Here is a 21,735-nt window from a genome sequence, read left to right on the forward strand (position 1 = left end):
TTCAATAACTGACGTGGTAATCCTTCGGGAATTTCTTGCCCCCGAAGGCCTTCTTCTGCGTCCAGTCCTGCGCCGGCGAAGTCCAATAGGAATCGTCGGCCGGCAGCCCCAGCGCCAGGAAGCTCGACGCGGCGATATACATGCTGCCATTGTTCGAGTACCAGTCGCCCAGCTCCGGCTGGTGGCCCGCAAAGCCGATGGTCAGGTAGCCATCCTTCGTGAAATTGCCCGGCTCCGACCAGATCGCCTTGTGCACGCTCGCCAGCGCCGCGCGCACCTGCCCTTCCGGCAGGCTGGCCGGCAACTGCTTGCGCCAGGCCAGCAGCGCCAGCGGCTGGAAGGCCGCCGTGCGATAAGTCAGCGAGCGGCCAATCGGAGGGAATGTTCCCTGCGGCGAGATAAAGCGCTCCAGGTGCTCGCCGTAGCGCTGCATGCGTTTCTGCGCCTGGGCCAGCAAATCGGCTGGCTTGCCGTTCCAGAACGGGCCATTTGCCTTCGCCAGCACTTCCAGGATTTCCACCAGCATCGGGTACATCACGAAGGAATTGTAGTAGTCGAAGTGGAAGGCTTCACCATCCTTGATCCAGCCATCGCCCACATACCATTCATTGACTTTACGGATCGCCACGTTCATGCGCATCGGGTCGTACTGTTCGCCGATGGATAGCAGGAAGGCTTCGTTCATGGCCGCGAACAGCATCCAGTTGATGTATGGCGGCTCGATGCGCCGCAAGCTCTTGACTTCGTCGACGATGCGCTGCCTGGTGGTCGCGTCCAACGGCTCCCACAACGCTTTGGGCGCACGCATCAGCGCATTGGTGAAATAGGCGGAGTCCACCAGCGTCTGGCCCGGCCCCTTCCACAACAGGTAGTCCGGCGATTTAGGATCGACCGAGTTGGTGTAGCTTTGCAGCGCCTGTTCGCGCAGCCGCTTGCGCGTGCGGCCTTCCGCGCTGTCATCGTCCGGAAGCGCCAGCCAGGGCGCCACGCCGGCAATCAGGCGGCCGAAGCATTCCAGGTAGGCCACGCCTGGATCGCGGCCGTCCCAGGTAGGGCTGAGCTCCAATGCGAATTTCTTTTTCAGCTCGCCCCTGGCCATGTTTGCCAGCACTGGATCGGCCATCTTTTGCAGCAGGCCGACCATATAGGCGCGGTCGCCGCCAGGCGCTCCCGCTGCGGCGCCCGCAGCCGCGCCGGCCGACAGAGCAACCGCAGGCGAGGCGGCAGCGGCTGCCGCCGCGCCTCCCGCCAGCACGCCGCGCATGAATTTTCTTCGTTCCATCCTGCTGCCCCCTTTATTTGTTCTTGTCGATGTAGCGCACCATTTCGGCTGCCGCCAGCAGGTAGGCGCCGACGCCGAAGTGCGAGGTTGAATTCCGATCGACCACTTGTCCCGGAATGGCGCGATCGCCGATCGGCTGCACATAGCCGATCTTCCCGTCCGGCTGCAAGGCAGTGCTAGTCAGGTAGCCCCAGCCCTTGAGCGCGACCGGCGCATACTCGGTCCGGTCCAGCAGACCATTATTGATGCCCCACAGGTAGCCGTATGTGAAGAACGCCGTGCCGCTGGTCTCAGGTCCCGGAGCATGCTGCGGATCGAGCAGGCTGCGCGTCCAGTAGCCCTGCTCCTGTTGCGCCTTTTTCAGCGCTGCTGCCATGCCCTGGAACTTGCGCACGTATTCCTCGCGGTGCGGGGCGTCTTTCGGCAATTCGTGCAGCACCTTCGCCAACCCCGCAAATACCCAGCCATCCCCGCGTGCCCAGAAGTCCTTGCGGCCGTTGATGCTCTTGTGCGCCGGGTATACGTAGCGCGCATCGCGGTAATACAGCTTCTCATCCTGGTCGTACATGATGCTGTTCGAGTACTGGAAATACTCGTGCAGCTTTTCCAGGTACTGCGGGTTGCCGCTAATGTTGTACAACTTGGTCATCACCGGCATCACCATATACAAGCCATCCGCCCACCACCAGTAATCGTTGCGCGGGGTGGACATCTGGTATTCCATCACCTCCCGGGCGCGAGCGATGCGGGCCGGATCCTTGTCGAGCTGGTAGAGATCCGCGTAAGTCTGGAAGCAGATCTGCCAGTCGCCAAACAGCACATGGTCGTCGGTCTCGCCATAGGTCAGCTTCCACTGGCTCCTGTCGGTGGATTTCGCGCCCTGCCACTGGTTATGCTGCGCCCACTCCAGCGAGTACTTCAGGTAAGCCTGGTTGCCGGTGATGCGGTAAGCCTCCATATTGCCGGTATGGTAGGCCGCCACGTTCCAGAACGACCACTCCTTCGCCGGCGTCCTGGCTTGCCAATAGGTGTTGACCTTGTCGATGATGCCGACGACTTCCTGCCGCTGCGGCAGCGGCGGCGTGGAAGCGCAGCCGCCCAAGGCGGCCAACAACACGATCAGTGCCGAATGTATCAACTTCATATTTTCGAGCCCCTTTGTTACAGCTTGCCGCGCAGGCCGATCTTGATGGTCCGGCCGTCATACTTCGCGTAGTCCATGCGGGTTTTCTTGCCGCTGCCGTACTGGCCGGTGGCATCCTCGAAGTAGTCATACGACAGGGTATTCGACAGGTTCAGCGCATCCAGTCGAAGTTCCAGGTTGTCGTTGATCTTGTAGCTGATATTCCCATCCAGGTAACCGCGTGCCGCGCGCCAGCGGATCAGGTCATCGCCGTTATTCTTCGGATTGTCCCCATGCAGGCTGCGTCCCTTGTAGTTATAGGAGAAGCGAACCGCCCAAGGGCCGGTCTCATAATAGGCAGTGGTGCTGTAAGCATACTTCGGCACCGAGTTGACCTCGATTTCCTTGCCCGCGTTGGTAATCCACTTCTGGCTGTTGAAGGGGTCGATGTGGGTGTAGCTGGCCAGCATGCCGAAGCCCTTGTATGGCGCCGGCAGGAAGTCGAAGTCCTGCTGGTACGACAGCTCGTAGCCCTTCAACACCTGGCGGCCGGCATTGCTGTAGGTGCGCAAGGTCATCGGCAGGTTCGGGTCCACGCGGCCGTCCGGGCCGTAGAAGATCGCGCCCATCGCGGTATCCGGCAAGCCCAATGCGCCAAAGGTGGTCTGGGTCGTGCTGGACACGGTGGCATCGGTCAGTACCTTGCGGAAGTACGCTGCCGACAGCAGGCTGCCCTTGCGGAAGTACCATTCCAGACTGGTGTCCATATTCTTCGACTGCTGCGGGCGCAGGTTCGGGTTGCCCGCCGTGGCCGAATTATCGAATGGATTCGGCACCACGGTCTGCGCGGCGATGATCGAGAGCGAAGCACGCGAAATCGTTTTGCCGAAGGACGCGCGCCACATCAGGTCCTCCGTCACGTCGAAGGCGCCGCTGACTGCCGGCAGCATATTGTGGTACGAGCCATTTTCCTGGTTAGGCTGGTAGGTACCGCCCGCGCCGGTTTTCTTGAAGTTGTCGATATCGAGCTCGGTGCGGGAATAGCGCACGCCGGCATTGATCCGCAAGCCATGTCCCAGCACCTCGCCTTTGAAGTCGGACTGCACAAAGCCCGAAGTCACCTTTTCCGTCGCGGTGAAGCTTTGCGCCGGCGTGAACGTGGCTTCGGTGTTGTAGGCCAGCGGGTCGAAGGTCGAGTAGGTGTAGTTGCGCGTGAAGGTGCCGAAGCGGTGCGGCCAGCCGTCTCCCATGTCCAGGTTGCTGATCGGCAGGTCGAACACCATGCCCTGGCGCAGGCCGGCGTTGCCCATGCTATTCAGCTTGGTCGTCATGTCCGACGTAGCATTGCGCTTGTGGACGCCCTTCTCGGTTTCCACGTACACCAGGCCCGTTTTCAGGTGGCCGGTCCAGTCGCCCCACAGCTTATAGTCCCAGTCCGCGATCACGCGGCCCTGGCGGCCACGATCGGTTTCCCGCGTCAGGCCGGTGCCGATGCCAAAGCCGGAGTAATTGGCCGGGTTCAGGTAATCGCTGGTCGAAGAGAGCGATGGATATACGTGGTCGCTGCCGTAGTCGATGGTCGAAGTAATGCCGAAAATCTGGCCGGACAAGGTGTCCTGGTAGCTTTGCGCCTTACTGCTATTGGCGCTCAGCTGCGCGGTCAGCGCCAGCCTGTCCGTGGCCTTCCAGTTCGCGTTCAGCGCCGCATAGCTGAACTTCGTTTCGTCCTCGCTGTAGGTGACGCCGCTGCTGTAGGAGGTATTGCCGAAGGTGCCGGTCAACAGGTTTGAACCGGGGTCGATGTGGACGTTGATCGGCACCAGTCCATTATGACCGGCGGTGCCGGGCGGCGCACTCGGGTTGGTGGTCTTGCTGTTGCGGATCAGGATGCCGTAATACAGTTCGTCGCGCGAGTTTTTCAGCTTGGAGTACATGGTATCGAGGCTGATATTCAGCCGGTCATCCTTGTACTGCAACGAGGATACCAGCCCGTCGCGGCTGCGGTCATTGGAAGAACCGTAGAAGCGGTAGATGCGCGGCAGCAGCGCATTGTCCACCTGGTCGCGCGTGTAGCCGGACAGGTTGGCGCGCGGATCGTCGTAGTCGAGCTGCATCGCGAAGTTGCCCTGCACAGGAGTCTTGCTGCCGCGTGCCGAGCTGTTATAGCCGCCGGTCGCCTCGAAGCCGGAGCGGTTGTTCATCGCCTTCGAATGCGCACCGCCGACCAGGAAACCCCAGTTGCCCCAGGTTTTCGAGAACAGGCCGAAGGCAGCCGGATCGGTCTTCTCGGACATGGTGTTGTACGCAGCCGTTACCGAATACCGCACCGCGCCTTTGGGATTGTCGAACGGGCGTGGCGACTGCAGGTCCACCACGCCGCCCATGCCGCCTTCCGGCAATTCGGCCAGTGGCGACTTGAAGAAGTCGACGCGGCCAAACAGTTCGGACGCGAACACATCATAGTTGAAGCCGCGCGCTGCGTTGCCGATGGAACCAGTACTGGTGGTATTCACCGGCGCCCCGTTCAGGGTGGTGACGGAATACTCGGTCGGCAAGCCGCGGATCGAGATGCGCTGTCCCTCGGCCGAGCTTTCATCGCGGTTCAGGATAATGCCGGGCACGCGCTGCAGCGATTCCGCCACATTCGATTCGGGGAACTTGCCGATATCTTCCGCAACGATGGAATCGCGCACGCCAATCGCCTGGGCTTTCAGGTTCAAGGCCTTCTGCAGGCTGGAACGGAATCCCGTCACCACCACGGTATTCGCCGCATCCACGTTGGCGGCAACATCGCCCGATGCAGCCGCCGCAGGTGCAGCCGGTGCTGCTGGAGTCACCGGTGCTTCTGCCGCTTCCTGCGCCATGGCCCCAGTGCCATATGCGGCAGCCAATGCCAATGGCACCAGCGTTGCCAGTACTTTCTTCCTCATTTTTATGTCTCCATTTTTGACTTCTTATTTAGCGAAACTGCTTTGACACCTCCCAGTCAAGCACACGCACAGGCTCTGCCGGCCGCTGCGCAACGCCCTCCCCGTCCACTTGCGCCACCTTCTGAACGAACAGGCTCAGGATGCCGCGCGATTTCCACAACTCGCTGTCGAAAGTCGGTTCCCATTCGCCAACCGAGGTTTCGGACAAGTCGCGCACAGACCACTGGAAAGACTGGAAATCCCTGATGACGGCGACCGACACCCTGCTGCCGCGCTCTTCGTCGCGAAATACCAGCAGGCCGCCCCTGTCGGCCAGCAGCAGCTGCGGCCGTGCCATCGGAATACGTTTCGTACCGCCGCCAGACAGGCTGAATGCTGTCTTGTGCAGCGGCAGGGTGCGCGCTTCCCAGCGCTGCCCCGTATGGAATACCACGCGATACTGGGGAATCGCGTTGCCCGGATCCCGCCAGTAGGTGGCGATATAAGGATGGCCTTTACTATCGGCGGCCATCGAAGTCTGGTTGATCAACTCACTGCGCTGCGGGATGCGCAAGGCATATTCCGCGCTGGCCGCGGTAATGGGAAGCCTGTACGGCGTTCCATCGGCATGCTCCCAGCTCTTGCCTCCGTCGCGCGAGCGGGCGTAGGCCAGGTCATGGTTGCTCGCCACGTCCGGCGATTCACGCCACACCCAGGACAGGTGCAGCACGCCACGGCTGTCGGCGTGCGCCTGCCAATAAGCGTTGCGCTGCCCCTCGCCGTCGATCAGTTTGTCCTGCAGGCGCTCCCACTTTGCGCTGGCGGGGTGATAGCGGTTCATCACCAGGTTACCGCGCCCCGAGGCGCCATCGCGATACAGGAATAGCAGGCCGCCATCCGGCAGGCGGTAAAACTCGGGATAGCTCACGGCTTGTTCATCGCGCCCCACCATGGACTGCTGCGCGCCCAGAGCCAGCTCGCCCGGCGCCGTGCTGCGGGCATAGCGCAATGGGTTGTCGTGATGATCCCACGCCACGTGCAGGTAGCCTGCGCCGTCGACCATGATGCTGATGCCGTTATGCGCGTCCTCGGCCTTGCCCTGGTACTGGCTGCGCTGCACAATCCAGTCGCTGCCGCCCACAGGGCGCTTGGCAAGCACCACGTAGCGCGCCGCATCGTAATAGGCGGCGTACTGCACGCCGTCATGCGTAACGAGGGAATTCTTGCGGAATACGGTCACGTTGACCGAATTATTGGCCCATCCCGGGCCAATGGTGGATTGTTTCACGTCGATCGCCTGCGCGGCCGGAATGCATAGCACGGCGAGCATCGCCGCAGCCATTGCCTTCCATTTCCTCGCAATAGATTTCATGGTTTCGTAGCAATCATTAATGAAGCCGAAACTATTCTAGGGAAATCGAAATGCAGAACGTATATATTCTTTCGCTATTTCTAGATCAAAACGATATACCTTAAACCGGGCGCGCCGCAAGGCCGAGGCGCAGTACCATGGCCACATGGCTAAGGAAGGGAAACGTCAACTCGACCATGCGGTCGATGACCTCGAGCATGAAGTGCCGGGCAAGGCGAAGCGCTTCATCGAGTGGGCGCGCTCGGACCGCGCACGCTGGGTGCGGATTCCCCTCGCCCTGGCGCTGATCGCCGTGGGGATACTGGCACCGTATATGCCGGTGGTTGGCGTGGAAGATGTACCAGTCGGCTTGCTGCTGCTGTCCTACGACATTCCTCTCCTGCGCAAGCCGATGGCGGCCTTCATCGAATGGCTGATCGGCCTGTGGCGGCGGCTGCGCGGCAAGCCGCCTCGCCGCCGCTCATGACTTGTCCTGGTATGCCGCAGCCATGCGCTGCGCGGTCTGTTTGATTTCTTCCCGCAGATCCGCCGGTTCGTGAACCACCACGCCATCGCCGAAGCCCAGCAACCACCAGGTCAGCGCCCTGGTACGCGGTACGGTGGCGATCAGCCGCAGATGGTCGGCCGATTCACTGTACAGCACCTGGTCCTTGCTCAACGGCGTTTCTGCCAGGTGTTCGCCTGCCGCCCGCGCAAAGACTGCCTGCAGCCGGATCTCGCCGCCATTCGCAATGCCGAACTGCCCCTGCGCGATGAAGGCATCGATATCGAAGCCCGCCTTGCGGCGCGCCTCCAGGTACAGCATTTCGGCTTGCTTCACGCGATGCAACGCAATGGTGCGCGCATCTTCGTAATCCGAAAACATGCAGACCAGGTAGACCGTACCAGCCTTCTGCACGATGGCCAGCGGATGCACTGCTTCATAGACCGTCAACGCACTGCCGTCGCGTTTCTGGTAATGCAGCTTGAGCTGGCGGTCCTTCATCAGCGCGTCATAGACGGTGCGCTGGCATTGTTCATCCACTTCCGCCGGCAGCAGCGGCTGCGCCGACGGGATGCTGCGCACCTTGCCCAGCCAGGCCTTGGTTTGCGTGCGATCGTCGATCGCCGCAAGGGTCTGTGCGGCAGCGGAAAAGTGCGGTTGCAAGGCGTCCAGGGTCGATGGCGGAAGTTGCCGCTGCAGGTGCTGCTCCACCATCGTCAAGGTCAACGCTTCCGGCACCGACATGCCAGGCAGGCTGAAGATCGCACCATCGCGCCGCCAGCTCCACTTGAATGGCTTGGCCGATTCATCGACCAGCAGCGGGAACAGCGATTCCAGCGCCTTCAGGTCGCGTTCGACCGTGCGTTTGTCGATCGGGTATTCGGCCTGGGCCAGGCGCTCGGTAATCTCGGCAGCCGTAATGCTCAGTGGTGCGCGCGGCACCAGCCGCAGCATATTCCACTGTCGGAACATGGAATCTTTGGAAGCCATCCGGGTAAATGCTGGGTTATCAAAGTTTCATTGTAGCAATTATTTAATCCGCGCGCCCCGCAATCCGCTTGGCGTGACGACGATCTCCCACACATCCAGTTCTTCCAGCCGCCCGGCCAGCTCGCAGGCACTCCGGTAGCCCAGCCGGAAACGGACCTGCAAGCGCGACACCGGGCAAGCCAGCAAACCGCCGCGCGCCGCGTTCAGCCCACGCACGAAATCGATGGCCCCTGCGATGTCGTTCATGGTGAATTTTCCTTCTCCCAAACTGCACCTCCTGTCATGACTGAAGATGCAGCAGTATTTGCCGCCAGTGCGACAGCATATGTCGCATGCCGTGCGACACAATCTGTCGCAGCGTCTGCGACAATAAGCGCAAGGAGGAAACATGAAGCTAGTCGTTGCTATTTCATCGCGGGCCCTGTTCCAGCTGGACGAGAGCCACGCCATCTTCGAATCCCAGGGTGTTGCAGCGTATTGCGCCCACCAGCGCGAGAACGAACATGTGCTGCTGGAACCCGGCCCCGCCTTCAACCTGGTGCGCAAGCTGCTGGCCCTGAACAAGGGTGCGCCCGCCTCGCCGCTGGTGGAAGTTGTGCTCCTGTCGCGCAACAGCGCCGACACCGGCATCCGCATTTTCAACTCCATCGAGCACTACCAGCTCGACATCAAGCGTGCCGCCTTCTGCTCCGGCGCCAGTACCCACCGTTATGTGGAAGCTTTCGGCGCGCAGCTGTTCCTGTCCACCAACCCGGACGACGTGCGCGAATCGCTGGCCCAGGGCCACGCCGCAGCCACCATCCTGCCCTCGCACCGCGAAGACGACAGCGGCCAGTTGCGCATTGCCTTCGACGGCGACGCCGTGCTGTTCTCCGACGATTCCGAGCGCATTTACAAGCAGCTTGGCCTGGACGCCTTTGCCCGCAATGAAAGGGAAGCCGCGCGCGATCCGATGCCGGGCGGCCCGTTCAAGAACTTCCTCGGCGCCCTGCACGCGATCCAGGCGGCGCACGGCGCCGATGACGCGCCGATCCGCACCGCACTGGTCACGGCCCGTTCGGCGCCAGCGCACGAACGCGTGATCCGCACCTTGCGTGCCTGGGATATCCGTATCGACGAAGCGCTATTCCTAGGCGGGATGCCGAAGGGCGCCTTCCTCAAGGCCTTTGGCGCCGACATCTTCTTCGACGACCAGACCATGCATTGCGATTCAGCGCGCGAATTCGTCCCAACCGGGCACGTCCCCTACGGCATCGCGAATGCCGCAGTCGCCGGGGAAAATTGACAGCACCTGGAGGAAGCTGGCTTCCGGTGCGGCACTGAGCTCCAACGGCTCGCCGCTCACCGGATGCTTGAACGACATGCCGACTGCCGCCAGCATCAGGCGACCAAAGCCGAAGCGCTCGGCGAAATAGCGGTTATGCCGACCGCGCCCGTGATTCGCATCGCCGATGATCGGATGGCTGATGTGCTTCATGTGCCGCCGCAACTGGTGGCGGCGGCCAGTTTCAGGAAACAGCTCCACCAGGCTGTAGCGGCTGCTGCTGTAGCCCTCGATGGCGACCGGAATCTCGGTCGTCGCCAGCCTGCGGTAACGCGTCAACGCTTCGCGTATCGGCGCTTCCTCGTGCTTGCAGCGGCGGTCTTCCGGTTCCTCGCGTAGCGGATGGTCGATAAGGCCCGCTTCCGGGGCCCAGCCACGCACCATGGCGAGGTAGCGCTTATGCACCTGGCCCGCCATGAACGCCTTGCCGAGCACACTGGCCGTTTGCTGGTCGCGCGCAAACACCAGCAAGCCGGAGGTGGGCCGGTCCAGCCGATGCACGGCATACACGTATTCGCCGCCATTCATCTCGCGCGCATATTGCAAGGCGAATTCGGTTTCATGCGGATCGATCGGACTGCGATGCACCAGCAGCCCGGCCGGCTTGTGCACCGCCAGCAGCCATTCGTCGCGGTAGATTTCTGTGAGGGGGTTCTGTTTCATTGCAGGCGGTATTCTCCCACAAGCCTCCTTCTGAGTATTGTGTAATTGGATATGTAGAAACCTTCGTTCACTTGTGCGATGGCTGCGGCGTAGACTGGGCTCCCACGTCACCCCGAGGAGCCCACAATGAGCTATCCAGCCTTGAATGCCTACCTGGAGCGTCTTGCGACCGGCGAAACGCCCTCCAGCAGCCTGCGCCAAAGCGGCGACGGCGAAGTGCAAGGCCATATCTTCAACTGCTGGCTGGGTAGCTCCTTCCTGCCGATCCGCGAGCTCGGTAGCGGCACCATCACCGCCTATGCCGGCCGCGTGCGCGGCGTGACGGAAGAAGACCGCGGCCTTCCCGTCTGGACTTACCTCGACGGCGCAGCCAGCGACGACGAATCGGTAGCGTTGGACCGCCTGTGCCGCACGCTCCACGCCATCAACTTTTTCCGCAGCGAAGACCTGGGTGCGCGCACCCTGCACCTGAACGTGCATGACCGCCTGCTCAGCGCCGTCAGCAGCAATCACGGCATGGCCTTCCGCCGCATTCTCGATTCGCTAGGCCTGCCGCTTGGGCAAATCGTGTTGCAACTGCCGGCTGTGAACGCGCGCCAGAACTGGATGCTGAACTACGTCGCGGACAACTACCGCCGCAACGGCTTCCGCATCTCGGTGAAGGTCGCCGCCGCGATCCAGCTTCCCTCCGTGTTCAGCCACGCCCGGGTGGACGCGGTACGCATCGCCAGCCTGCACGACGCCACTTCCGCCGACCTGACGAACGTGCTGGCCCAAGCCGCCGCGCTGAACGTGGAAATCCTGGTCAAGGACGATACCCCTGCCTTGCGCGAAGCCGTCGCCCGCACCGGCGCGCAGGTAATGGTGCAGGACAACGCCAAACGCGGCACCGAGCGCCTGGCGGCCTAATGATGCTCTGTCGGCAGGATCCTGCGCAGCGATCCCATGGCTACGGGCCGCTCCAGCAGATGATCGAAGCCAGCACCGCGCGCAATCACCTTGTCGTGAGACTGGTCCGAGTCGCTCAGGGCGATATAGGTCGCCTGCTCGTCGGGGTGCAGCGCCCGTAATTGCCGCGCAAGCTCATAGCCTTCCACCCCCGGCATATCGGTCCTGATCAGGACTGCGTCGGGATGCAGGTCGCGTGCCGTTTCGAGCGCACTTGGTTCGTCGGCGCACAAGGCCACCATATGCCCTTCCGCCTCCAGCGCTGCAGGCAGCGCCTCATCTCCGTCATCGGCGCGGTCAACCAGCAGGATCTGCAAAGGCCGCGCGGCACTGTCATGCTGCATCAGCGGCAGCGTAACGGTAAACGTGCTGCCCTTGCCGCGGCCGGCGCTGGCGGCATTGATCTGCCCTGCGTGGAGCGCCACGATGCTTTTTACCAGCGCCAGCCCGAGGCCAAGCCCGCCGCCACGGCGGTCCGGCGTCAGTTCTGCCTGCGCGAAGAGGTCAAAGACGCGCGGCAGCAAGTCGGCATCCATGCCCACGCCGTTGTCGCCAACGCTGAGGACGACGTGCCCGTCGCGCGTCTCCACCGCCAGCACAATGCGGCCACCCTGCTGTGTATATTTGGCCGAATTATTCAACAGATTGGCCAGCACTTGCACCAACCGGGTATCGTCCCCCAGCACGCTCGCGCCGTCGTCACGTATATCCAGGACCAACTGCTGGTTGCGGGACTCGATCAAAGGCCGCGATTGCTCGACCGCCCTGGCAACGACTTCCGAAATAGCCACATCTTCTTTCTCGATCGACACCAGGCCGCGCGTGACGCGCGACACGTCCATCAGGTCATCAACCAGCTCCGACATGTGCTTGACCTGGCGATCGATGATCTCCGTGGAACGCTGGACGTATTCGGGATTTCGCCCGCCCATTTTCAAGAGCTGCGCAGCAGTGCTGATTGGCGCCAGCGGATTGCGCAATTCATGCGCCAGCAGCGCCAGGAAATCATCCTTGCGCTGGTCGGCCTCGCGCTGCAAGGTGATGTCGGTGTTGGTGCCGAGCCAGCGCACGACACGGCCATCTTCATCGCGGATCGGCACAGCGCGCGACAGGAACCAGCGGTACTGGCCATCCGCTCCGCGCAGCGGAAAGGTGTCTTCCCATACGCTCTGCTCTTCGACGATCTTCTTCTTGTATAAAGCCACCACGCGCGCGAGGTGATCCGGATGATGCACCGTCGACCACCCCCAGCCCTGCATCTCCTCATGCGTCATTCCGGTGTATTCAAACCAGCGGTTGTTGTACCAGAAGATGTAGCCGCCGCTGTCCGCCATCCACGCCAGTTGCGGAATATTGTCGGCCAAGGTGCGGAAAGTCAGCTCGCTGGACTTCAACGCTTCTTCCGCCAGTTGCTGGCGCGTGACATCAAGCACAGCCCCGGACATGCGCAACGGCTTGCCTTCGGCATCGGTCGCAACCACGCCCCTGCCCTGCATGTAGCGAATGCTGCCGTCTGCCCGCATCACACGGAAACTCTCGCGATAGGGTTCGCCGGAAGCCAGCGACCTGCCGATGCTGGCCCGGACCGTGCCCACATCGTCCGGATGCAGGACCGCATAATAGGCATCGATCGGGCCACCGTTCGCCACTTCCGCGGAGACGCCGAACATGGCGGCCAGGTTGCTGTCCGAGTACACCCGGTCCGGTTGGATATCCCAGGTCCAGGTCCCGATTTCGGCCGCGTTCAATGCCGACTCCAGTCGCGTTTGCGTGTCACGCAAGGCGGCGCGCATGGCCATGCTCTCGTGGATATCAGTCGAGGTACCCATCCACCGCACGATCTCGCCATGCTCATCCCGCACCGGCAGCGCACGCGCGAGCGCCCAGCGGTATTCGCCGGACCGGTGCCGCAGGCGGAATTCGACTTCATACGGCTCGCCGGTAGCCAGGCTATGTTGCCAGCGCGATTCCATCAACGGCACATCGTCGGCATAGAACAATCCTGACCAAGCGTCGCCAAAGGCCAGGTCTTCCGGCACGCCGGTATAGTCGTACCACTGGTGGTTGAAATAATCGTGAAAGCCGTCTGGCCGCGCCGACCAGACGATCTGCGGCATTGCGTCGGCAATGGTGCGGAATTTCGCTTCGCTTTCGCGAATGGTGCTTTCAGCCTGCTTGCGGGCGGTAATATTGCGGTAGAAGATCGCCAGGCCGTCTTCAACCGGGAATGCCCGCGCCTCAAGCCACATGTCCTGGCCGTTATGCTGGTAGACCTGTTCGATCGCGGCGGGCATGCGTTGACGCATTGCCTTGCGATACGCGTCTGCAATCGGTAGCTGTTCCGATCCTGGCCAGGCTTCCCAATGTGTCTTGCCGATGAAGGCTTCGCGCGGACGGCCATCAATGCGCAAGGCTTCGTCGTTGATGCGTTGGATGCGAAAATCACGATCGAGAAGGACAAAGCCCTCATCAATCGCATGCAGGATAAGTTCGCTATCGCTTTGCTCGGTGAACTTGCGCATGAGCGCCAAGCATCGCAGCGGCCCGCTTCCGTTCAGGCACTTGCGCGACACTTCGCATTGGATTGCCTGTCCGTCCTTGGTCAGGAGTTCAGTGAGCCAGACTGCATCGTCGAGTTGCCGCTCGCTGCTGGCGGCCAGGTCCGAAACGTGCCGGCGTGCAAGCTCGTCCGGCGTATAGCCGACCAGTTCGCAGAACATCCGGTTGGCGGCAAGAATCTGTCCTGCGCCGGAGTACAGCATCGCAGCGCAAGGAATCAGCTCTACCAATGCAACGCTTGACTCCACCATGGAACTTGGCCCGGTAAGGAACGGTAGCTCGGGCCATCATACAAGAATCGCCGAACCGGGCACGCCACGGACAAGGCCTCGCGGTTAAGGCAACGCCACAAAGCCTGCCAGGAACGCTCGCGCTGATTGCGTATCGAGGCGGTAGATCACATTGCTTTGCACACAGGGCGTATCACCCGTGATGGTCGTTCCCGCAATCATCCTGGTTTCGCCGCTGCCGCTGCCGAAGAAATTGGGGCCGCCGGAGTCGCCGTAGCAGGTGCCGCCATTCCCGGTGGCATTGTTCTGCGACAAGCGCAGCCAGCTATCGTTCAGCGCACCAAAGGCCGACACCGACCATTCACGCGAGTCCTGGTAAGCGATGGTCCAGCCGCCCTTGCCGTCGAAACTGCGCTCCTGGCCGCCGAAACCTACTGCCGTGTAGCTGGTATTGGCCAGCAAGCCGTTATTCTTCAAGGTGTCGAACAAGCCCAGCGTCGGCAACCTGGCCGGTGCCACGGCGGGAATCGGCTGGTCGAACACGATCACGGCAATATCATGCGGATCGTTCTGCTGCTGGCGGTATTCGGGATGGGGGTGATACTGGCCCACGTACATCACCGCCGAATTCAGGACCTTGCTGTCGAATGTGACTTTCACCGCCGACACGCCGGGATTGCAGTGCGCTGCCGTCAGCATGACGGTCGGGCTGATCATGGTGCCGGTGCAGAAAGCGTAGGCCGTGCCCTTGCTGTCGTAATCCACCAGCGCGCCAACCTGCGGGTGCTTGTTGCCGTCGGCCTGCCCGTAGGTAATTGCCTGGGCATTGGTGGCGGCCAGCAGGGCCAGCGCTGCAAGGGAAAGCGTGGACTTCATCATGGTGCGTCATCTCCTTGTAGAGGCCCTCGTGAGGCCCGGTTATGGACGATATTGCATGCAAATCTTGCAACCGCCGGCAACAGCGTGTCAATCTGAACACAACAGGCACGTTAAGAAGTCGTTAAAACGCTGTTTTCTTGCTACGCTCTCGGCCATGCTGCCTATCCTCCCTTACCGCAAACCCCAGTTGGGCCGTGACTACTGGGTGCAGGACGACTTCCTGCCAAACGCCCAAGAGATCGCACAACGCTGCTATGGCCAGGATTACTGGGAGCTCGGCGCGCCCTACGCCAACGAACCCTGGCCCGGCAAGCGCACCCCAAACGCGCTCACGCCATCCGAGATCGAATTCGTAGAAACGTGGGTGAAGAAAATGACCGGCGCCAAGCGCCTGTGGCAGGAAGCGACGCCCGAAGGCACTTCGCTTAATCACAACTACGCGCAGTTGGTCGGCATGCCGGATTCGGGCGCGCGACCGCATACCGATTCGACCAAGCTATGCCGCTATGCCTGCGTGATCTACCTCACGCCCGATCCCGATCCGGATTGCGGCACGTCGTTCTACCGCCAGCGCCAGCCAAACGGCACGCTGGGCGGCAACCTGTGCATGCCGCCGCACGCCAACCTGCGCGAAGCGCTGAAGGTGAAGGGCCTGCCGCCGGAAGCCTGGCAGGAAGACGTGCGCGTTGAGAACCGCTTCAACCGAATCCTGCTGTACAAGGCAAACCTGGTGCATTCAGCGACCGGGTACTTCGGCTTCGACCACTTGGATAAACGCCTGACGGCTGTTTTCTTCTGGATGGCCTGAGCGCGCCGCCGCCCCTTAGTTGGATTCGTCGTCCAGGGCGGCAGCACAGCGCTTGAGCAAGTCACAGAGCAGCCTGGCCTCTTCAGCCGACAGCCTGGAGAGCATCTGCTTTTCCACCACGTCGGCCGCTTTGGCCCCATCGGCAACAGCCTTTTGACCGGCTGCCGTCAGCTCGGTCATGATGACCCGGCCATGCTCCGGGTGCGGGCTTCGCACAATCAACCCGCCCCGTTCGAGATTGACGAGGATGCCCTGCATGGTCTGCGGCGTCACGAACGCCGCGCGCGCCAAATCAGCATTCGAGATGCGCGGATTCCCGGCAACTGCAAGCAAGACCGCATTCTGCGGCGCTGTGATGCCGAGCCGCGCGAGTTCAGCATCCAGGCGCTGCCTTAGCCGATGCTGCGTAATTTTCAGGTTATAGCCAATCCAGTCAGCTCCTTTCCGAGGCGCCGGCTTCGCGGTTGACATATCAGGGTCCTTACAATAGTATCAGGGTACTGATATTACAGAAACGGAGCTCGCATGACAACCATCGCAACCCCAATTGGCCCTGACTTCATCGCCCTGCAAGTGCGCGACCTGGCCGCATCACGCAAGTTTTACCTCGAGGTGTTCGGCTTCGAAGCGTCGGCGCACTGCCCTCCCGGCGCGGTCATTTTCAAGACCGAGCCGATTACCTTGGCATTGCGGGAGCCTTTGCGGCCACTTCCCGAAAGCGGACCGCTCGGCGTGGGCATGGTGCTTTGGATCGCCTGCACCGACGCCGATGCGCTGCATGATCTCATCGTCAAGCGTGGAGGCACGATTCTCAGCCCGCCAGCCGACGGCCCGTTTGGCCGCTTTTTCGTCACGGCGGATCCGGATGGATATGCGATCACCTTTCATGGCCGGGCTTAAGCCGTGATGGGCGGACTTCTTCCTCGAGATCTCTTTGTCCCAGCTCCCAGATTCGATCCAACAGAACGAGAAAAATTAATGCGTCACTGCTAGAATTTTCTTTTGCAATTAATGCAACAACTTGAGTCTATGTGGCAGGTGAAATTATTCGTTTGGGTGACTCAACAAGTCATCATGATGATCCTGCAGGGCCTTCGCCTTTGATGCCCAGGCGTGCCGCCCTTTCGCGGGGAGCACACCTCCTTCTAAGCCGCCCACTGGGCGGCTTTTCACTATTTCAATGCGTGAAACCAATCGAAATCCGTTGACTTTGCCTTCTGCGTGGCGCCTAATTTCTGTATTGACAGAAATTAATGAATTCGCAGAAATAAGGCCTCGGCAATGCACATGGCTACATCGTTCAGTTATCGCCACGACCCGACAGTCCCGGACTTCCCCGACGACCGTCCCATCATCGTTTTCGACGGCCACTGCGTAATGTGCTCCGGCTGGGCCAATTTTGTGCTGCGCCATGACCGCAAGGCCCGCTACCGCTTGCTGCCCGCGCAAACGCCGCTTGGCAGGGCGCTCTATGTGCATTACGGGCTGGATCCGGAAAACTACCAGACCAATATCTTGATCGAGAATGGCGCCGCCTGGTTCAAATCGGAAGGGTCGATCCGCATGGCCGAGGGGCTGGGTTATCCGTGGCGCCTGGCGACGTTGGGTCGCGTACTGCCCCTCTCCATCCGGGACCGCCTGTATGAATGGATTGCCCGCCACCGTTTTCACTTTTTCGGCAAGCGCGATACCTGCTACCTGCCGGCCGCCGATTATGCCGACCGATTCTTACGGTGAACAAGGAGCGCACATGAACTACAGCAAGGAAGTCGCGCGTTCGCAGCGTTATTTCAATCCATTCAGTCTGCTAATTTACGACGCCGTTTTGTATGGCGTGATTTCGAAGTTCGCGTGGGGCAGTTCGATCGGGCGGCTCGATGCCCACTACAGGAAATACGCCACTTCCAACCATCTTGAAGTCGGCGTTGGAACAGGCTATTTGCTCGACAGGATACGCTTCGAAACGACCGCACCGCGCCTGGCTTTGATGGACCTGAGCGCCTCCTGCCTGGAAAAGACAAGGCAGAAAGTGGCACGTTATAGGCCGGAGGTTTACAACCAGAACCTGCTGGAGCCGATAGCGCACTGTCCTGCGCCGTTCGATTCAATCGGCATCAACTACGTCATGCACTGCGTGCCGGGATCGTTCGCCGAGAAGGGCATCGCGTTTCGCCACCTCACGAAACTGCTATCGGATCACGGCGTACTGTTCGGTACTTCCGTTTTGTCGGAGAGCGTCAACAAGAACCTGCTGGCGCGCCCGTTCATGTGGCTAATGAACGCAATGGGGGTGTTCAACAACCGGTGCGACAATGCGGCGGAATTGAAGACCGCGCTGGAAGCCTGCGGCAAGCTGGTCTACTTCGAGATTGTCGGCGTGACGGCTTTTTTTGCGATCAGGAAGTGCTGAGCAGGCATGCAGTTTTGCGAAGCCCCAGACCCCAATCGAACGATTTTGCCATCCCGATAATCCATATTTAACAGCTCATAGCCTGTAAAACAAAAGTACAGTCCACATACTGTAATTTACCAGCTTTACAAGTTTTGCATTGTAATTGTGATTTACAGTCCATATACTGTAAAAGGAAGCGCATTTACGGAGGTAAAACCATGGACTTCACGATCCAGACACTAGATCACCTGAAGCCGCTCATCCAAGGTTTCAGGAAGAAGGCAAATCTCACCCAGGCGGCGATGGCTGAAAGACTAGGTATTAGCCAACAGAGCTACGCCCAGATCGAATCGAACCTGGCATCGACGAGCGTCGAGCGCCTTTTCACCATTTTGCGGCTGATGAACGTCAAGCTTCAGATGACCGACAGCGACCCGGATACGTTGCCAGTCTTCCAGGTGAAGTCCAAATCGAGCACTCGACGAAGGTCCATCGGTGTGAAGGACGCACCAGATCGCAGCACTGACGATCGCGGAAGGGACAATGTAATGGCTTTACCTAAGGACGCAAAACCTGGCATCGGGGGTGCCCCTGCAAGAGTAGTAAAACCCGGCGACACAACCGAGTGGTGATACATGGCGCAACGCGGAATCCAACGCAGTCTCAACGTTTGGCTCAATGATACTCCGGTAGGCCAATGGACAATCAAACAAAACACCTCGACGTTCACGTACTTCCAAGAATGGCTGGAAGACGAGAGCCGTCGCCCGCTCTTTGTCGATGCCCTTCACGGCGGCAAACGCTCCGTATTCGGGCGACGTGGTTACGAACTACTTCGACAACCTGCTGCCTGATAGCGAACGCATTCGCCAGCGCCTGGCGCAGAAGCACAAAACTGGAAGCACCTCCCCTTTCGCCTTACTGCAGGCGCTGGGACGAGACTGCGTAGGCGCAGCCCAACTTCTAGCGCCGGATGAAAGACCGGACGACCTGTTCTCCATTCAAGGCGATTTGCTCGACGAGCACGAGATCGCGGAGTTGCTGCGGGCGACCACGGCACCAGCGAGTCTGGGCCGCCAAGACCACAGGGATGACCTACGCTTGTCCATTGCCGGCGCACAGGAGAAGAACGCCCTTCTGTGGCACGACGGACAATGGTACCGCCCGACCGGAAGTACCCCGACCACCCATATCCTGAAACTGCCTCTTGGCCTTGTGGGCAACAGCCGTGCGGACATGCGCACCTCCGTCGAAAACGAGTGGCTCTGCTCGCAGATCATGGATAAATTTGGCCTGCCTGTTGCCGCCACTGAGATTCTGACATTCGAGGACCAAAAGGCGCTGTCCGTAAAGCGGTTTTGAGCCTAGTGACCAATCCACCGTTGCCAATGTGGTGTGCCTGAACGCAGCGAACATCGTCTCGATTGGTAACTACAGAAATAGCATCGGGGGCGTATCCCTGGGCTTGCAGGTCCTTTATGGAAGGTCTTCCGCCTTGCCTCAGAATTTCAAGAATCTTTTGTACGTCGTCGTTCATGAAGTTTGTTCCTCGACCGCTTCCGGCCGGTGCGGGGCACGTATGCCAATTTCCTCGCCTATGTAAATATTGATTGAGGATTTCGCCATCGATACAAAATTAATGAGGCAGCTTCTGGCCGTAGCCAGTCCGATGGCTGCCTAGTTGGCTCGCTTATCGCTCGTCCATCCCAGTTGCAGTGCCAATCAAATGGTCCATCCAGCGTACCGTCGGATCGTAGGCAAACACGTCATCGGTAGTAATCAGCCCTTGCCCCCATGCTTTTGCAAGAAGGATCTCGAAATATACTCCCTTCGAACAACCAAGCCGAGCGCACTCAGTCGTGACCTTTTCCGCAAAGTCCTCTCGAAATCGAAACGATGACACAGGGCGTTTAACGAACATCTTGGCATTCCTAAAATTAAGTTTTCATGGCAGCTGTTGGCCGGCCACTCTCAGTTGGCCGCCGCGCCAAGATGCTCAGCGATCGCTCGCTTTCCGACACCACGCAAACCAAAGATCGCCTGCTGAAACTTCATGCGCGGGATGGCTTCGCCGTCTTCCCACTTGCGCACGGACTGGTCAGATGCCCCAACGAGCCGCCCCATTTCGCCGTAGGAAAGCCCTAAGCGACTTCGCATGGTAGCAAAGCCTTTGGCCGTGAAGCGTTGCCGCGATGCTTTCGGTACATCGTCAGAATTGTAAGGCGAGCGTCGCGTTTGCTTTTCCAGCGCTCTTAACTGCCTTTTGAGCGCGCTAACCTCTTCGCGTAGAACCGCCACCTGGGCCTTGGATTGAGCGGCCGACTTCTTTAGCGGTTCCAACTGTGCCCTCAATTCTTTGCGAGCGAGTCGGGAGATTTCGGTTTTCAATGCATGTGCGAGATCCGTCATTTCACTCCTTCAAACGTTGGTTTGACATCCACAGCCGAGAGGTTTTAAACAGTATGCAAGTCGAGCTGTATAAAACCACTACGTCACCCACGGCTTGCCCTAACGCCTATGCCTGGTCAGGTCTGCCGACGCATCCCAATGATAGATGAACGGCTTAATCCCACGAGCACGAATCTCTTTGGCTGCGGCGGCCGTCCCTAAGCCATAAATGTGCAACTCGTTAGCTCCCATTGCAACCGCTTTCTCCAATGCGAGCCGGCACGAAGCGATCTTTGAATGCGTTTTTTCCACGCCATTTCGGAACCTCTCTGGCGCCGCAATGACTTCAGGCGCGATCGACTTTTCGACAAGCCAATAGCCATCATGATCCAGCAGCAGGGTAAATTCCGCCTTCAGTGTGGTTCCCATCAATGAGGCAGTTCTTCCGCTTGGCACACTTGCGCGCCAGCCTTCAGGAACGATTCTGCCATAGCCGGAGGAATAGCATACCAGCGGCTTCCTTCGATCCTTGCCCACATTGGCTGTTGCTCGTTCTCGTGGTCGTCGACCAATTTCGTAACATCGCTCACAATTATTTCAACTCACATCAAAGACGGCGTTCGCGCTTGGTGCACGTAGCCGACACGGCATCAAGAAATTTGAATCTGTACATCCTGCCTTGGGCCTTCAAGCGAGACTATCGAAAAAGTCGCCCCTCGGTTACCGCCCTGGTCTATCTATCATTGGGGATGGATTCCCGCCGGGCGGAAAATATCCCACATTCCGATCAAAGTAAGAGTGACGAGCCAAGTGATTGCAAACAGAAGTAATACGCGCTTCGTCCTCCATGCGCTGCGGATTCCAATCGCGGCGAACGCGCCACATGCTAGTGCGGGCCCCATCAACCAAACTCCAACAAAGGCCACGCCCCACCATGAAGTGCTACCCAGCGTTGGATCGAAATAGGACGAAGGACGTCGGAAAAGGGGCTGCCAGCCGGCACCAGAAGCAGCATACGAGCTGGTCCAGGTCATGAAGAAACCCAACAAGATGGAAAGGACGACTTTAGATGTACTCTTCAACTCAGATCCCACGGTAAATTCCCATTGCCAGCCCCACCAGAAGAAAGCCCGACGAACTCGAGCGCCTTCTTTGACAAAGAACAGGATCATAGCTCCTGGCTGCGCATGTTCGCACCCGGCTACTGTGTCTCGAAACAGAGGTGCCCCAGAGTGGCTCACATTTCCGATGTGAGGCCCCGCAAGCATGTATCCCAAAATTTCCAATCGACAATAATACCGTGTACTTGGTATTAATGAAATACAGCATATCGGCTACGTGGCTAGCTTACAAATTGCTAGCAGCCGCGCACGATTGAATGTTG

22 protein-coding genes are annotated in these 21,735 nt (G+C 59.9%); 9 read left to right on the top strand and 13 right to left on the bottom strand.

What is annotated here, in order from left to right:
* Position 1: 1 nt before the first annotated feature.
* The 4 genes from ASD58_RS13365 to ASD58_RS13380 are packed head-to-tail and all read right to left on the bottom strand — an operon-like array spanning position 2 to position 6,686.
* Complete coding sequence (locus ASD58_RS13365) at positions 2-1,282, bottom strand: DUF2264 domain-containing protein (protein ID WP_057261655.1); 1,281 nt, start codon at positions 1,280-1,282, stop codon at positions 2-4.
* Positions 1,283-1,295: 13 nt separating this feature from the next.
* Positions 1,296-2,426: a glycoside hydrolase family 88 protein gene (locus ASD58_RS13370; protein WP_057261656.1), complete on the bottom strand. Its 1,131-nt coding sequence runs from the start codon at positions 2,424-2,426 to the stop codon at positions 1,296-1,298.
* A gap of 17 nt (positions 2,427-2,443) precedes the next feature.
* Entirely contained in the window at positions 2,444-5,335 is a 2,892-nt protein-coding gene (locus tag ASD58_RS13375) for a TonB-dependent receptor (RefSeq protein ID WP_057261657.1), read from the bottom strand.
* A gap of 28 nt (positions 5,336-5,363) precedes the next feature.
* Positions 5,364-6,686, bottom strand: a complete 1,323-nt coding sequence (locus ASD58_RS13380; RefSeq protein ID WP_082565396.1) for a BNR repeat-containing protein — start codon at positions 6,684-6,686, stop codon at positions 5,364-5,366.
* 145 nt (positions 6,687-6,831) lie between these two features.
* Between ASD58_RS13380 and ASD58_RS13385 the strand changes: the two genes are divergently transcribed.
* On the top strand, positions 6,832-7,152 hold the full coding sequence (locus ASD58_RS13385; RefSeq protein ID WP_057261659.1) for a hypothetical protein: 321 nt from the start codon (positions 6,832-6,834) through the stop codon (positions 7,150-7,152).
* Here the strand turns inward: ASD58_RS13385 and ASD58_RS13390 are convergent.
* Entirely contained in the window at positions 7,147-8,160 is a 1,014-nt protein-coding gene (locus ASD58_RS13390) for a YafY family protein (RefSeq protein ID WP_057261660.1), read from the bottom strand. The two genes, ASD58_RS13385 and ASD58_RS13390, sit on opposite strands and share 6 nt — an antisense overlap.
* 39 nt (positions 8,161-8,199) lie before the next feature.
* Positions 8,200-8,406: a hypothetical protein gene (locus ASD58_RS13395; RefSeq protein ID WP_057261661.1), complete on the bottom strand. Its 207-nt coding sequence runs from the start codon at positions 8,404-8,406 to the stop codon at positions 8,200-8,202.
* 142 nt (positions 8,407-8,548) lie between these two features.
* Between ASD58_RS13395 and ASD58_RS13400 the strand changes: the two genes are divergently transcribed.
* Entirely contained in the window at positions 8,549-9,445 is an 897-nt protein-coding gene (locus tag ASD58_RS13400) for a 5'-nucleotidase (protein ID WP_057261662.1), read from the top strand.
* Here the strand turns inward: ASD58_RS13400 and ASD58_RS13405 are convergent.
* Positions 9,371-10,147, bottom strand: coding sequence for a pseudouridine synthase (locus ASD58_RS13405; protein ID WP_057261663.1), 777 nt, complete (start codon positions 10,145-10,147; stop codon positions 9,371-9,373). The genes ASD58_RS13400 and ASD58_RS13405 overlap by 75 nt on opposite strands.
* 126 nt (positions 10,148-10,273) lie before the next feature.
* Here ASD58_RS13405 and ASD58_RS13410 point away from each other — a divergent pair, with 126 nt between their 5' ends.
* On the top strand, positions 10,274-11,056 hold the full coding sequence (locus tag ASD58_RS13410; protein ID WP_057261664.1) for an EAL domain-containing protein: 783 nt from the start codon (positions 10,274-10,276) through the stop codon (positions 11,054-11,056).
* Here the strand turns inward: ASD58_RS13410 and ASD58_RS13415 are convergent.
* Positions 11,053-13,905: a PAS domain S-box protein gene (locus ASD58_RS13415; RefSeq protein WP_082565397.1), complete on the bottom strand. Its 2,853-nt coding sequence runs from the start codon at positions 13,903-13,905 to the stop codon at positions 11,053-11,055. The genes ASD58_RS13410 and ASD58_RS13415 overlap by 4 nt on opposite strands.
* Before the next feature lie 84 nt (positions 13,906-13,989).
* Positions 13,990-14,763, bottom strand: a complete 774-nt coding sequence (locus ASD58_RS13420) for a trypsin-like serine protease (RefSeq protein WP_057261666.1) — start codon at positions 14,761-14,763, stop codon at positions 13,990-13,992.
* A 154-nt stretch (positions 14,764-14,917) separates the two neighbouring features.
* Between ASD58_RS13420 and ASD58_RS13425 the strand changes: the two genes are divergently transcribed.
* The gene (locus tag ASD58_RS13425; protein WP_057261667.1) at positions 14,918-15,571 is read left to right on the top strand and encodes a DUF6445 family protein; all 654 of its coding nucleotides are present in this window, start codon (positions 14,918-14,920) and stop codon (positions 15,569-15,571) included.
* 15 nt (positions 15,572-15,586) lie between these two features.
* Here the strand turns inward: ASD58_RS13425 and ASD58_RS13430 are convergent, their stop codons facing one another.
* Positions 15,587-16,042: a MarR family winged helix-turn-helix transcriptional regulator gene (locus ASD58_RS13430; protein WP_057261668.1), complete on the bottom strand. Its 456-nt coding sequence runs from the start codon at positions 16,040-16,042 to the stop codon at positions 15,587-15,589.
* Positions 16,043-16,096: 54 nt separating this feature from the next.
* Between ASD58_RS13430 and ASD58_RS13435 the strand changes: the two genes are divergently transcribed.
* From ASD58_RS13435 to ASD58_RS13455, 5 genes are all read left to right on the top strand, one after another.
* The gene (locus ASD58_RS13435; RefSeq protein WP_057261669.1) at positions 16,097-16,471 is read left to right on the top strand and encodes a VOC family protein; all 375 of its coding nucleotides are present in this window, start codon (positions 16,097-16,099) and stop codon (positions 16,469-16,471) included.
* 387 nt (positions 16,472-16,858) lie between these two features.
* Complete coding sequence (locus ASD58_RS13440) at positions 16,859-17,308, top strand: thiol-disulfide oxidoreductase DCC family protein (protein ID WP_057262088.1); 450 nt, start codon at positions 16,859-16,861, stop codon at positions 17,306-17,308.
* A gap of 13 nt (positions 17,309-17,321) precedes the next feature.
* Complete coding sequence (locus tag ASD58_RS13445) at positions 17,322-17,981, top strand: class I SAM-dependent methyltransferase (protein ID WP_057261670.1); 660 nt, start codon at positions 17,322-17,324, stop codon at positions 17,979-17,981.
* Between the two features lie 200 nt (positions 17,982-18,181).
* Positions 18,182-18,595 (top strand): helix-turn-helix transcriptional regulator, encoded by a 414-nt coding sequence (locus ASD58_RS13450; RefSeq protein WP_057261671.1) that lies wholly within the window; start codon positions 18,182-18,184, stop codon positions 18,593-18,595.
* 148 nt (positions 18,596-18,743) lie between these two features.
* Positions 18,744-19,325 (top strand): HipA domain-containing protein, encoded by a 582-nt coding sequence (locus tag ASD58_RS13455; protein WP_057261672.1) that lies wholly within the window; start codon positions 18,744-18,746, stop codon positions 19,323-19,325.
* A 609-nt stretch (positions 19,326-19,934) separates the two neighbouring features.
* Here ASD58_RS13455 and ASD58_RS13465 read toward each other — a convergent pair.
* From ASD58_RS13465 to ASD58_RS13475, 3 genes are all read right to left on the bottom strand, one after another.
* Positions 19,935-20,372 (bottom strand): hypothetical protein, encoded by a 438-nt coding sequence (locus ASD58_RS13465; RefSeq protein WP_057261674.1) that lies wholly within the window; start codon positions 20,370-20,372, stop codon positions 19,935-19,937.
* Between the two features lie 99 nt (positions 20,373-20,471).
* Positions 20,472-20,780: a hypothetical protein gene (locus ASD58_RS13470; RefSeq protein WP_057261675.1), complete on the bottom strand. Its 309-nt coding sequence runs from the start codon at positions 20,778-20,780 to the stop codon at positions 20,472-20,474.
* 311 nt (positions 20,781-21,091) lie between these two features.
* On the bottom strand, positions 21,092-21,523 hold the full coding sequence (locus tag ASD58_RS13475; protein ID WP_057261676.1) for a hypothetical protein: 432 nt from the start codon (positions 21,521-21,523) through the stop codon (positions 21,092-21,094).
* Positions 21,524-21,735 lie beyond the last annotated feature (212 nt).

This window comes from Duganella sp. Root1480D1 (genome assembly GCF_001427305.1).
In the GTDB taxonomy this organism is placed as follows: domain Bacteria; phylum Pseudomonadota; class Gammaproteobacteria; order Burkholderiales; family Burkholderiaceae_D; genus Rugamonas.